The sequence below is a fragment of the Xanthomonas euroxanthea genome, from assembly GCF_903989455.1.
Lineage (GTDB): Bacteria > Pseudomonadota > Gammaproteobacteria > Xanthomonadales > Xanthomonadaceae > Xanthomonas > Xanthomonas euroxanthea.
The window spans coordinates 1,539,741-1,552,069 of sequence record NZ_LR861803.1 but is presented as its reverse complement, the minus strand read 5'-3'; the positions used below and the strand labels follow the sequence as shown (position 1 = coordinate 1,552,069).

Annotated in this window: 9 protein-coding genes; 4 read left to right on the top strand and 5 right to left on the bottom strand. The window is 65.3% G+C overall.

What is annotated here, in order from left to right; translation table 11 throughout:
- Window positions 1–159 precede the first annotated feature (159 nt).
- The 3 genes from H7A86_RS06660 (at window position 160) to galA (ending at window position 6,777) form a co-directional block, all read left to right on the top strand.
- On the top strand, window positions 160–2,844 hold the full coding sequence (locus tag H7A86_RS06660) for a TonB-dependent receptor (RefSeq protein WP_119132604.1): 2,685 nt from the start codon (window positions 160–162) through the stop codon (window positions 2,842–2,844).
- 157 nt (window positions 2,845–3,001) lie between these two features.
- Complete coding sequence (locus tag H7A86_RS06655) at window positions 3,002–4,213, top strand: glycoside hydrolase family 53 protein (RefSeq protein WP_119132603.1); 1,212 nt, start codon at window positions 3,002–3,004, stop codon at window positions 4,211–4,213.
- Window positions 4,210–6,777: a beta-galactosidase GalA gene (gene galA, locus H7A86_RS06650; RefSeq protein ID WP_119132602.1), complete on the top strand. Its 2,568-nt coding sequence runs from the start codon at window positions 4,210–4,212 to the stop codon at window positions 6,775–6,777. Before H7A86_RS06655 ends, galA begins: the two co-directional genes overlap by 4 nt.
- Window positions 6,778–6,966: 189 nt before the next feature.
- Here the strand turns inward: galA and H7A86_RS06645 are convergent, their stop codons facing one another.
- The 4 genes from H7A86_RS06645 to poxB all read right to left on the bottom strand — a co-directional run bounded on the left by H7A86_RS06645 (window position 6,967) and on the right by poxB (window position 9,871).
- On the bottom strand, window positions 6,967–7,272 hold the full coding sequence (locus H7A86_RS06645) for a hypothetical protein (RefSeq protein ID WP_166761659.1): 306 nt from the start codon (window positions 7,270–7,272) through the stop codon (window positions 6,967–6,969).
- Window positions 7,273–7,401: 129 nt separating this feature from the next.
- Window positions 7,402–7,569, bottom strand: coding sequence for a hypothetical protein (locus tag H7A86_RS20945; protein ID WP_232099275.1), 168 nt, complete (start codon window positions 7,567–7,569; stop codon window positions 7,402–7,404).
- A 45-nt stretch (window positions 7,570–7,614) separates the two neighbouring features.
- Complete coding sequence (locus H7A86_RS06640) at window positions 7,615–8,151, bottom strand: FUSC family protein (protein ID WP_180708056.1); 537 nt, start codon at window positions 8,149–8,151, stop codon at window positions 7,615–7,617.
- Between the two features lie 7 nt (window positions 8,152–8,158).
- Complete coding sequence (gene poxB / locus H7A86_RS06635; RefSeq protein ID WP_197944265.1) at window positions 8,159–9,871, bottom strand: ubiquinone-dependent pyruvate dehydrogenase; 1,713 nt, start codon at window positions 9,869–9,871, stop codon at window positions 8,159–8,161.
- A 96-nt stretch (window positions 9,872–9,967) separates the two neighbouring features.
- On the opposite strand from poxB, the gene H7A86_RS06630 reads away from it, so the two are divergent.
- Window positions 9,968–10,885: a LysR family transcriptional regulator gene (locus H7A86_RS06630; RefSeq protein ID WP_232099274.1), complete on the top strand. Its 918-nt coding sequence runs from the start codon at window positions 9,968–9,970 to the stop codon at window positions 10,883–10,885.
- 78 nt (window positions 10,886–10,963) lie between these two features.
- Here H7A86_RS06630 and H7A86_RS06625 read toward each other — a convergent pair whose 3' ends face one another.
- Window positions 10,964–12,289: an acyl-CoA thioesterase/bile acid-CoA:amino acid N-acyltransferase family protein gene (locus tag H7A86_RS06625; RefSeq protein WP_119132599.1), complete on the bottom strand. Its 1,326-nt coding sequence runs from the start codon at window positions 12,287–12,289 to the stop codon at window positions 10,964–10,966.
- Window positions 12,290–12,329: the final 40 nt, after the last annotated feature.

Below are 12,329 nucleotides of genomic sequence, written 5' to 3'. Positions count from 1 at the left end.
GATCGTCACAGCGTCACGCAAACGACCAATCGGCTCCACACCGCAGTACCGCAGCAACCGCCATGCCCGCGCCGGACGCACCCGCGCGCAGCCGCGCCAGAGCGCCGCACCAGCGGCCACTATTTCATTCGGTAACTTTGTCCTGGGAGGGATCAAACGATGCCCGTTCACCACACCGGCCACCCGGCCAGCCGGCGCCTGCGCCGCACACCCGTGCGCGACGTCCTCTGCACCACCATCGCCTGCGTGCTGGCCACCGCCTTCAGTGCGCACGCGCAGGACAGCGCGCCTGCCGCAGCGCCGGCCACCGATGCCACCACCGCGGCTGCGCCGCCGGTCACGCTCGACAACGTCACCGTGATCGGCCAGCGCGCCAGCCTGAATCAGGCGGTGCAGGCCAAGCAGATGTCCGATCACGTCATGGAAGTGATCTCCGCAGACAACATGGGGCAGATGCCCAACGTCACCGTGGCCGAAGCGCTGGTGCGCCTGCCCGGCGTCAACGGCACCCGCGACCGCGGCAACGAGAGCCTGGCCACCGTGCGCGGCCTTGGCCCGCGCATGACCATGGGGACCGTCAACGGGCGCGAGATCGCCTCCTCCGAGCCCAATCGCGCGGTGCGCTGGGAAGTGTTTCCCACCGAGATCGTCTCCACCGTCAAGGTCTACAAGACCCAGTCGGCGGACCTGGTCGCCGGCGGTCTCGCGGCAACGGTGGACATCTCCACCATCAGCCCGCTGGACTACACCGGCCCGGGCTTTGTCGGCACCGCCGGCCCGGTGTTCTACGACCACGCCAAGGACGTGGATGGCTACACCCCGTGGGGCAGCCGCTTCGGCGCCAGCTGGGTGCACCAGATCAACGACAACCTGGCCGTTGCGCTGGGCGCGACCTACCAGAAGCAGAAGAATTCCAACTCCTCGATCGGCAGCTGGGGCTATACCGATGCCACCACCTCGCGCGATGTGGATGGCGACGGGACCGTGGACCCGACTCCGTTCGGCGCGGCCGACCAGCTCAAGCTGACCGACCAGACCCGCACCGGTGCGATGGGCACCGTGCAATGGCGCTCGGGCAACTTCGAATTGAAGTTCGACGGCCTGTATTCGCGTATCGAAATCGACGAGGACCAGTTGCAGAACTGGTTCAACGGCCTGGCCTACAGCACCTTCTCGACCGGCGCCAATCCGTACACCACGCCGGGCTCGTCCTACACCATCGTCGATGGTGACGTGGTGGCCGGCACGCTGGCCAACTCGAACCTGCAGGTCGACCATGTGGTCAGCCACTACAACGAGGTCAAGACGCTCACCGCCGGCGGCCTCAACGCCAAGTGGAGCGGCGACGTGTGGACGCTGGGCAGCGACCTGTCGTTCTCGCAGGCCAAGCGTGACAACACCTGGCAGGCGGTGCGCTTCGGCAGCAACCCGGACACCGTCTCGTTCGATTTCCGCCGCAGCGTCACCCCCACCATCAGCACCAGCTCGGACACGCCCGAGTGGGGCATCGCCGGCCAGACCGAGCCGCAGGGGCTACGCGACAAGATCGCCGCGCTGGCGCTCAACGCCAGCCGCTCGATCGATGCAGCCGCCTTCACTTCGCTGGAGTTCGGCGCACGCGCCGCGCGCCGTGAGAAGCAGAACCGCCGCTTCATCAGCAACCAGTCCGGCTATGACCAGCCGATCTCGGCCTATCAGGGCCTGATCTACCCGGTCACCATGCCGGACTTGAACGTGCCCACGCTGACCGGCGGCAACATGGATGCCATCGCCGAGATCGGCTTCGGCGGATTCGACCCGGCCACGCTCAACGAGCAGTTGCTGGACCACTGGAACGTCAAGGAAGACGTGCGCGAAGCCTTCGCCAAGGCGGTCTTCAGCTCGCATCTGTTCGGCACCGATGTCACCGGCAATATCGGCGTGCGCCTGGTCAACACCAAGACCACCAGCGATGGCTTCGATTCGGTCGGCACCACCGTGCAGGCAAGCAGCGACCGCAAGGAATACACCGACGTGTTGCCCAGTGCCACCGTCAACTTCCTGATCGACGATCAACGCATCCTGCGCTTTGCGGTGGCCAAGGTCATCGCGCGTCCGCCGCTGGACGAGTTACGCACCGGCCGGCGCCTGGACGACCCCAACGTCACCATCGGCCAGCTCACCGGCAGCGGAGGCAACCCGCAGCTGGATCCGTTCAAGGCCACCCAGGTCGACCTGTCCTACGAGTGGTACTTCCACAAGGAAGCGCTTGCCGCACTGGCCGTGTACCGCAAGGAAGTGGATTCCAGCATCGGCTACCGTACCGACCGCGAAATCATCAACGGCCTGGACTACCTGGTCAGCGCGCCGTTCAATGGCGGTGGCGGGCATATCAACGGTGTGGAACTCACCTTCCAGACGCCGTTCTACTTCATTCCGCACATGGAAAACTTCGGCGTCTACTCCAACTTCTCGCTGGTCGATTCCAACCTCAAGGAGTTCTCGCCGGAGAACAACCCGCTGCCGCTGAGCGGGCTGGCACGCAAGACCGGCACCTTCGACCTGTGGTACAGCAACGGCAGCTTCGAAGCCCGCGTGGGTTACAAGTACCACAGCCCCTACACCGTGGTGTATGGCTGGAATGCGGCGCGCCTGGCACGGCTGCAGAGCGAAGGCACGGTGGATCTGAGCCTGAACTGGCAGTACAGCAAGCAGCTCGGCTTCCGCTTCCAGGCCGGCAACCTCACCAACGAACCGCTGCGCGCCTATACCGACAACAAGCCCAACCGCTTGGCCAACCAGGACGACGGCGGCTACCAGGTGTTTGGCCGTCGCTACTCGCTGGAAGCGACCTACAAGTTCTAGGCGCCACCGACACCGCTGCTTTACGACCGCTCCACAGCTGCGGTCGGTGCGCAACCGTCTCCGTCAGCAGCGGTGCGATTGCGCACCGACCGCACGACGGCACCGCCGCCTGCGGCAGGCTGTCACCCGCTCCGCGCTCTATCTGTCGAGGAATTGCATGCGCTCCACCCGTCGCCTCTGGACACCCGCGCTGCTCGCGCTGGCCATCTCCACCTTCGCACACGCCGCCCCGGCCCCCGCCACGCTGTATCTGGGCGCGGACCTGTCCTACGTCAACGAGATGGAGGAATGCGGCGTGCAATACCGCGAGAACGGCGTGGTCAAGGACCCATTCGAACTGTTCCATGCGCATGGCGCCAACCTGGTGCGCGTGCGGTTGTGGAACGATGCCCGCTGGACCCGCTACAGCGACCTGTCCGACGTCAAGAAGACCATCGCGCGCGCACGTGCGCAGGGTATGCAGGTGCTGCTGGACCTGCACTATTCCGACGACTGGGCCGATGGCGAAAAACAGCTGATTCCCAAGGCCTGGGCCAGCATCACCGATACCGATGAACTGGCGCGCACGCTGTACGGTTTCACCTATGACACGCTCAGCGCGCTCGACCGTGCCGGCCTGATGCCGGAGCTGGTGCAGGTGGGCAACGAAAGCAATTCCGATCTGATGGACAGCCAGCCGTGGGACAAGCAGCGCCCCATCGACTGGCAGCGCAACGCCAAGCTGTTCAACGCCGGCATCAAGGCAGTGCGCGACATCGGCGCACGCTCCACGATCAAGCCACGGGTGATGCTGCATATCGCCCAGCCGGAGAATGTGGAGCCGTGGTTTGCCGCCGCCACCAAGGCCGGCGTCACCGACTACGACCTGATCGGCATCAGCTACTACCGCAAATGGTCGACCCAGTCGATGGCCGAGCTGGGCAAGACCATCAAGCGCCTGCGCGGCCGCTTTGATGCCGATGTGGTGGTGGTGGAAACCGCCTATCCGTGGACGCTGGAGTCCGGCGACACCTCGCACAACCTGCTCGGCGAGGATTCGCTGATTGCCGGCTACCCGGCCACACCGCAGGGCCAGTTCCGCTACATGGTCGACCTCACCCAGCTGGTGATCGACACCGGCGGCGCCGGCGTCGTGTACTGGGAGCCGGCATGGACCAGCAGCAGCTGCAAGACGCGCTGGGGCACCGGCTCGTCGTGGGAAAACGCCAGCTTCTTCGACTTCAAGCACGCCAATGAAGTGCTGCCGGCGATCGACTTCATGCGTCACCCGTATACCGGCGTGCCGGCGTCCGGTCAGCCTGCGGCAGCCAAGCCTGCGCCGATCACCCCAGGCAAGCCCACCGACGCCCGCAGGAGGACCCAGCCATGACCGGCATCAATCGCCGCGAGCTGCTGCGCGGCATGCTCGCCAGCGGCGTGGGCGCCGCACTTCCGGTCGGTACGGCCGGTGCATTGCTGCCCGCCATCGCCGCTGCAGCGCCAGCTGCAGCCGACAACGCCACGCCGCTTGCCGCACTCGGCGATGCAGCCCTGGCACCGCGCGAACGGCTGCTGTTCGACTTCGGTTGGCGTTTCCATCTTGGCCACGCCAGCGACCCGTCGCGCGACTTCGAGTTCGGCACCTTCCAGCGCAGCTTCGCCAAGGCGGGCAAGGACACCGCCACAGCCGCGCAACTCGCCTTCGACGACAGTGGCTGGGAACTGCTGGATCTGCCGCACGACTGGGCGGTCACCCTGCCCTTCCGGCAGGAACCGATCTCGGCCACCATCACCGAAGAGGACCCGGCCGCTGCGCACGGCTACAAGCCGCTGGGCACCAGCTTTCCGGAAACCAGCGTGGGCTGGTATCGGCGCACGCTGCAGATTCCCGCAAGCGATCTGGGCAGGCGCATCAGCCTGGTGTTCGACGGTGTGTTCCGCGACTGCATCGTGTTCTGCAACGGCCACATCGTCGGGCGCAACGCCAGCGGCTATTGCGGCTTCGAGGTCGATCTCAGCGAAGTGCTCGACTACGGCAAGCCCAACCTCATCGCCGTGCGCGTGGATGCCACGCTGGGCGAAGGCTGGTTCTACGAAGGCGCCGGCATCTACCGCCATCTGTGGCTGCACAAGACCGACCCGCTGCATCTGCCGCAGGACGGCGTGTTCGTGCGCAGCACCGTGCACGGCGACAACGCCACCGCGCAGCTGTCCACCGAAGTGCGCAACGATGGCGGCGCCGCGCGCCAATGCACGGTGCAGGCGCACGTGACCGCGCCGGATGGGCGCGTCGTCGCACAGGCAGCCAGCGCCACGGTCACCGTTGCACCCGGCCAGGTACAGCGCGTCGAGCAGACCCTGCCGCTTGGCCAGGCTGCGTTGTGGTCGATCGACACCCCGCAGCTCTACCACCTGACCACCAGCGTGCACAGCGATGGCAAGGCGGTCGATGCGCTGGTCACGCCGTTCGGCGTGCGCACGGCGGTCTTCGACGCACAACGCGGCTTCCTGTTGAACGGCGCACCACTCAAGCTGCATGGCACCAACAACCACCAGGATCACGCCGGCGTCGGCACCGCCATCCCGGACAGCCTGCACGAATGGCGCCTGCGCCAGCTCAAGTCGATGGGCTGCAACGCCTACCGCAGCTCGCACAATCCGGCCACGCCCGAACTGCTCGCACTCTGCGATCGGCTCGGCATGTTGGTGATCGAAGAGACCCGCCGCATGTCCACCGACCCCGAAGCGATGGGCGAGTTGGAGACGATGGTGCGGCGCGGGCGCAATCATCCCAGCGTGATCCTGTGGTCGCTCGGCAACGAAGAGCCGCAGCAGGTCACCGAGCGTGGCGCGCGCATCGTCAGCCGCATGCAGCAACGCGTGCGTCAGCTCGATCCCACCCGCCCCACCACCTTCGCCATGGACAAGGGCTTTGGCGATGGCGTCGGCCAGGTCGTGGATGTGGTCGGCTTCAACTACCGCACCAGCCAGATGGACGGCTTCCATGCGCAGTACCCCCACATTCCGATCTATGGCAGCGAAACCGGCAGCACCGTGTCGGTGCGCGGCAACTACCAGCGCGACGACACGCGCGGCTACACCCGCGCCTACGACACCGACCACCCCTGGTGGGCCAGTACCGCCGAAGCCTGGTGGAGCTATGTCGCCCAGCGCCCGTTTATCGCAGGTGGCTTCATCTGGACCGGCTTCGATTACCGCGGCGAACCCACGCCCTACAACCGCTGGCCGAATGTCGCCTCGCAGTTCGGCGTGCTCGACAGCTGCGGCTTCCCCAAGGACAACTACTGGTACTACCGCGCGCAATGGACCGGTGAACCGGTGCTGCATCTGTTCCCGCACTGGAACTGGGACGGCCTGCTGCAGCCCGACGACAAGGGCCGCGTCGCAGTCTGGTGCCACAGCAATCTCGAAGCGGTGGAACTGCTGGTCAACGGCGTCAGCCAGGGCCTGCAGCAGGTCCCGGCCTACGGCCATGTCGAATGGCGCGTGGTCTACGCACCCGGCGTGATCGAGGCCCGGGGTTACCGCGGCGGCAAACTGGTGCGCAGCGAACGCCGCGAGACGGCCGGCACGCCGGCAGCGATCCGCCTGAGCTGCGACCGCAAGGCAGTGCGCGCCGATGCCGAAGACGTGGCGGTGGTCAAGGTGGAAGTCGTCGATGCACAGGGCCGCGTCGTTCCCACCGCCGATACGCTGGTGCAGTTCGCATTGCGCGGCCCGGCGCGGTTGATCGGCGTGGGCAACGGCGACCCTGCCAGCCACGAGGACGACAAGGCGCCGCAACGCAAGGCCTTCAATGGACTCTGTGCGGCCCTGCTGCAGAGCACGCGCAGCACCGGCAGCATCGTCCTGCAGGCCACCGCGCCCGGCCTCGCCGCTGCCGCCCTGCGCCTGGATGCCGACAAGGCCAGGCAGCGCGCATCGGTGGCCTGACGCTAGCAGGAGCAGCGGCTGCGTTGATCACCAAAAACCACGTCAGCACCAACTGACCGCAGGCCCGGGAGCCATGACCGGCTCCCGCCACAGTCACTGGCGCCCGCCTGCGCAAGCGTCATGCAGAGTGGCCACACCCGCCCGGCCCATCGCCACTGCGTCGCGCGAATGGACAGTTGGCCGACGGGTTTACGCATCCGCGCTCCCCGCATCCGGCGCACGCGGAAAGTAGCGGCTGAGTTTTTCTTCCCAGGCCTGGAACTGCTCGAGCGTGTAGGCATCCATCGGCCGTGGATCGGCGGCCACCGCTTTTTTCTGCGCGACATATGCGATGCGCTGGGACGACAACTCGTCCCATGCCTTGCGCAGCATCACCGGGTCGGGATGCGAGACCATCATCGCTTCCAGCAGCGTGGCCTGGGCCACGCGTGCGGCCAGCAGGTCGCTGAGCGCCTCGGTCACGGCCTGCATCCACTCATGTTGTTTCTGTTCCATACCCGACCGGACCGCCTGCGTGATGTGCCCCACACGGTAGCGCCTCCGCTGGCACGGCCATGTGCAGCCATCATCGACCCGGTGCCGGCGAACACGTCTCCCCGGTGTCGCGGCGCGCGCGGGCCCGCCTCACGCAGGTCTTGCATATCGAGACGAACGCGCAAGCAGGACCCAACGCGACAACGTCACGTTCACTTCCGCCAGCAGCGACGATAAACGCAATCCCTCGGTCTCCAGGCAGCGCCCGACGTCCGCATCACAGGCGCGGCCATTGTCGGAGACGATGCCGCTCGACATCCCGCGCTCATTGCCCGGACCATGGGGGGCGCTGCGCGCACGCCGTCATTGCCGACCATGATCGAAGATCCGGCGGATAACGGCCTCGGCCATGACATGCAGCAGCGCACCGGTGATGCCCCCGAGAAGAACCTCGGTGCCGCGATAGACACCGACCAGAAGATAGGAGCTTTCCGGGTCTCCAGTCAGAAACACGATGGGGCACGTCCACATGCACACCCGCAAAGGCGGATAAAGACGCGCGACCGCTGCCGCAAGCCCGACGGACATGGCGACTTTGGCGGCGATGGCGATCCCCAATGGTGTGGTCAACGTCCCGACCGTCACCGCGATGGCCACGCCAACCAGCGTGCCGAGCAGACGGCTCACCGTTGCGTCGCGTGTTTCACCCAGCCTCTCCTGGGAGACGATGATGCCGGACATTGCCGCCCAAACCGGATGGGGGAGCCCGACAGCCTGCCCGAGCATGAAGGACACGGTCGCCGCCCCCGAGCAGCGCAGCACGAAGGCGACATCGCGGGCGTGCTTCTCGGCCCGCGACTGGACGATTTCGGCTCGGTCGTCTGGATCTGCCAGGCCCATCATCCGATCAGAACCTCAGGTTGGTGCGGGCAAGATCGACCACCTCGTCACCACGTCCGTTGATGAGCGCTTTCAGCATGAAGAGGCTGAAGCCTTTGGCCTGCTCGAGCTGGATCTTTGGCGGCATCACGAGTTCCTGCTTGGCAGTCACCACGTCCACCAGCACCGGCCCGGGGTGGGCAAAGGCCGTGCGCAGCGCATCGTCGACATCGTCCGATTGCTCCACCCGTATGCCCTTGACACCCATCGCCGTCGCCATGGCGGCGAAATCGGGATTCTTCAGGTCTGTGCCCGTGTCCAGATACCCGCCGGCCTTCATTTCCATTGCCACAAAGCCCAGCGAGCCGTTATTGATGACGATCACTTTCACCGGCAGCCCGAGCTGAGACAGGGAAATGAAGTCGCCCATCATCATGGAAAATCCGCCGTCGCCTGAGAGCGACACCACCTGCCGCTCCAGCGCGGCCGCCTGTGCCCCGATGGCCTGGAGCAACGCATTGGCCATTGATCCATGGTTGAATGAACCGAGCAGGCGGCGCTTGCCGTTCATGGCCAGATAGCGTGCCGCCCAAACCGTCGGCGTGCCGACGTCCGCGGTGAAGATGGCATCTTGCGCTGCGAGCTCGCTGATACGGCGAACAAGATACTGGGGATGGATCGGCCTTCCTGGCGGCGATGCAACGGCAAGATCGTCCAGTCCCTTGCGCGCCTGCGCGTAGTGCTGGCGCGCCGACTCCAGGAAGGCACGATCCGTGCGCTGGTTCAACAGCGGCAGGAGGGCTGCGAGCGTCTCCCCCACATCGCCGACCAGCCCTTGCGTCAGCGCAACGCGCTTACCGAGGGCGCCGGGGTCACGATCGATCTGAAGCACCTGCGTGTCGTTGGGATAAAAGGCGCGATAGGGAAAGTCCGTGCCCAGCATCAACAGCGTGTCGCTGGACAGCATCGCGTGATAGCCGGAGGAGAAGCCGATCAGCCCCGTCATGCCGACATCGTAGGGATTGTCCCACTCGACATGTTCCTTGCCGCGGAGCGCATGCACGATTGGCGCGTTCAGCTTGGCCGCCAGCGCAACCAGGGCATCGTGACTGCCCGCGCATCCGCTGCCGGCGAGGATGGTGACGGTCCTGGCGGCATTCAATCGCTCCGCCAGTGTTTCGATTTCGCTGACGGCGGGAAGTGTGCGCGCGGGCTTGGGCAGTGCGGCATTCCAAGGGGCGATCGCCGGGGCGGGCAGCAGCGCCACATCGCCGGGGATGACGAGCACGGAGACACCGTGACGGCCGATGGCGGTGTTTAGCGCCCGATGCAGCAGTCCGGGCATCTGCGCGGGGTTGGAGACCAGCTCGATGAAGTCGGCACACTCGCGAAACAGTTCCTGCGGATGGGTTTCCTGGAAATAGCCCGATCCGACCTCCGACGATGGGATGTGCGCGGCGATCGCCAGCACGGGAACATGATTGCGCTTGCAGTCAAACAGGCCGTTGATCAGATGCAGGTTGCCCGGCCCGCAACTGCCGGCACAGACCGAGAGTTGTCCGGTGATCGCCGCTTCCGCGCCAGCGGCAAATGCAGCGGTTTCCTCATGGCGGACATGCATCCAGTCGATCTTGCCGAGCCGGCGCAGGCTGTCATTGAGGCCGTTGAGGCTGTCACCTGTGACGCCCCAGATCCGTTTCACGCCCGCATCCGCGAGGGTATTGGCGATCAGGTCGGCGATTGTGAGGGACATGACGGCGTGGTTCCTTGCGTTTCGAAGTGCACGCATCGTAGCTAAGCTTTCAATATATTAAAATCGCGTTTTTGATATCCTGATATGAATAACATCGACCTCCGGCATCTGCGCTACTTCCTCGTTCTCGCGCACGAACTCCATTTCACGCGTGCGGCCCAGAAGATTGGAATCCGGCAACCGCCGCTGAGCATGCAGATCCAACAGCTGGAAGACATCGTCGGTGCGCGGCTCTTTCGTCGCCGGTCACGCGGCGTGGAGCTCACGGCTGCGGGGCGAAGTCTGCAACTGTCGGCAACCGAAATCTTTGCGCGGCTGGACGCTGCCCTGGCCGACGCGCGGCGTCATGGCGAAGGGCAAGCCGGGCAGTTGCGTGTCGGCTTTGCTGGCGCAACCTATTTCAACCCCGCCATTCCTGCAGCGATCCAGGCTTTTCGCACCCGGCACCCCGATGTCGTGCTGTCGCCCGAACAGAGCAATACGCCCGCGCTGCTGGCGGGCTTGCGTGACAACAGACTGGATGTGGCATTCATCCGCCCGCCGGTTGACCAGGATGATCGCGTGACGGTGCGCCCCTTCGTGGACGAGGAGATGGTCATCGCCGTTCCAAGCGGCCATCCGCTCGACGGTGAAACGCCGCTCCCCCTGTCTGCCACAGCGGGCGAGACCTTGATCCTGTTTCCTCGCACCATCGGCACGGGGCTTTACGACACCGTGATGTCCGCCTGCCGCGATGCGGGGTTCACCCCTCGCCTGGGACAGGCGGCGTCCCAGATCGCGTCCATCATTCCCATGGTGGCGGCGGGGTTCGGCGTATCGGTCATTCCGCAATCGGTCAGCCGCATTCAAAACGAAGGCGTCACCTACCGAAGGATCGCTGGCCAGACGCTACACGCGCCTATCGCACTGGCCACCCGTGCAGACGACCTTTCTCCGCTGGTGTCCGGTTTTGTGGCCGCAGTGCAATTGATCCAGCAGGCCGGAATCCGGACGACAGCGTGAGGCCAGCCTGGACGCTGCGCTGATTTGTCAGATCGCATGGCCTGATTTGCGATTGCATCGCACACGTGTGCCCATCACTCATCGCTCCAGGGCAGCGCGTAGGAAACGAATCACAGCCGCGCCGCTTTCCCGGTCGGCTCTTGCATACCCCTGAGGGCTGCCTCCGACCTGAAGATGGGGACCCAACTCATGCCGGTAGGTTGTTGGCTGCCACAGCGGCGAGATCAGATGCCCCGCATCGCTGAAATAGAGGATCTGATCGGGCTGCTTGCGCGCGTGCTGGGCCAGGTATCGCTTTGCCACCGCCGCCATCTGGCCGGAAAGACCCAGTTGGTCGTCCCCTGCCGCGACAAGCATCAGCGGGCCATTGATCCTCTCAAGGGGCAACATTGCGGCCTTCAATGCCGATTGGGCCTGCAAATCCGTGTCGTCCAGCCAGGAGGCGCCCGCACGGTAGGGCAGGAATGGCAGGTCCTTCCCTGCAAGGGTCAAGCCGGGCTTGTCGACGGCGCGGAAGTCAGCCGGCTCGACGTCTCGCTGGATGCCCCGAAAGGGCGCCGGGCTTCCCACCAGCGAAACCACGGCGTGGAGTCGCTGATCATGCGATGCCGCCGCCATCGCAATGGTGCCGCCCCATGAGCCGCCCAGCACTCCAATCCCGGATGGGTCGACGTAGCGTTGCTTGTGTAGCCAATCCACGGCCACCGAGACAGGATCGATCGGCACCCGCACGAGATCCTTGGGCAATCCAGGCAAGCGATAGTAGCCGACGGACATCGCCACAAACCCATGCGATGCCAGCCAGGCGGCATACATGTCTGCACTGTCGATACCCCCCTCGGAACCACCCAGGGTAATGACGGCGGGATGGCGGCGTCCGTCCACCAACGCACTTCTGGGCGCGTAAACGTGGGCAACGAGTCCGGGGGAATGCACCGCGAATGCCGAGACGCCTTCACCATCGATCCATCGTCGCATCTCGACGGTATCAACTACCCGCCCGGCCAGCACCATCTCCACCGTGAACTGAGCCGGTGCAAACCTGAGATCCGCGTTCCTCCTCCTGATGGGAAACGGCGAAGGCCTGGAGGGCCCCTCCGGCCGCATCGACCAAAACAATCCCGCCTCATCGACTCCGACGTAGGTTCCCGCTTCCGACGCCGTGCTCGATGGATCCACCCTGCCGTCCAGATCCGCACGGTACAGCGCGCTCGAGCGCCAGAGGTTGCCCTTGGCATCCCTCATGGAGAGCCTGAGTTCCACAAGCTCGGTGGGCTGCATGCCTGAGACGTACACACCCAGAGGCGCATCTGCGCCGCTGTCCAATGACCAGACGCGAAGATCTGCCGCAGAGGCGGTGTTGCAGCCCAGCAGTGCAACAAGGGCGATGGCGAGTCGGCGCATGACGGAAAAATCGGGAAAGGACACCGGGACGATGCGCCCG

Bases quoted from the DNA above. Each gene is read 5' to 3' on its own strand.
- H7A86_RS06630 (WP_232099274.1), top strand. From the start codon at position 9,968: ATGAATAACATCGACCTCCGGCATCTGCGCTACTTCCTCGTTCTCGCG.
- H7A86_RS06645 (WP_166761659.1), bottom strand. From the start codon at position 7,272: ATGGAACAGAAACAACATGAGTGGATGCAGGCCGTGACCGAGGCGCTC.
- H7A86_RS06625 (WP_119132599.1), bottom strand. From the start codon at position 12,289: ATGCGCCGACTCGCCATCGCCCTTGTTGCACTGCTGGGCTGCAACACC.
- H7A86_RS20945 (WP_232099275.1), bottom strand. From the start codon at position 7,569: ATGTCGAGCGGCATCGTCTCCGACAATGGCCGCGCCTGTGATGCGGAC.
- H7A86_RS06640 (WP_180708056.1), bottom strand. From the start codon at position 8,151: ATGGGCCTGGCAGATCCAGACGACCGAGCCGAAATCGTCCAGTCGCGG.
- galA (WP_119132602.1), top strand. From the start codon at position 4,210: ATGACCGGCATCAATCGCCGCGAGCTGCTGCGCGGCATGCTCGCCAGC.
- H7A86_RS06655 (WP_119132603.1), top strand. From the start codon at position 3,002: ATGCGCTCCACCCGTCGCCTCTGGACACCCGCGCTGCTCGCGCTGGCC.
- H7A86_RS06660 (WP_119132604.1), top strand. From the start codon at position 160: ATGCCCGTTCACCACACCGGCCACCCGGCCAGCCGGCGCCTGCGCCGC.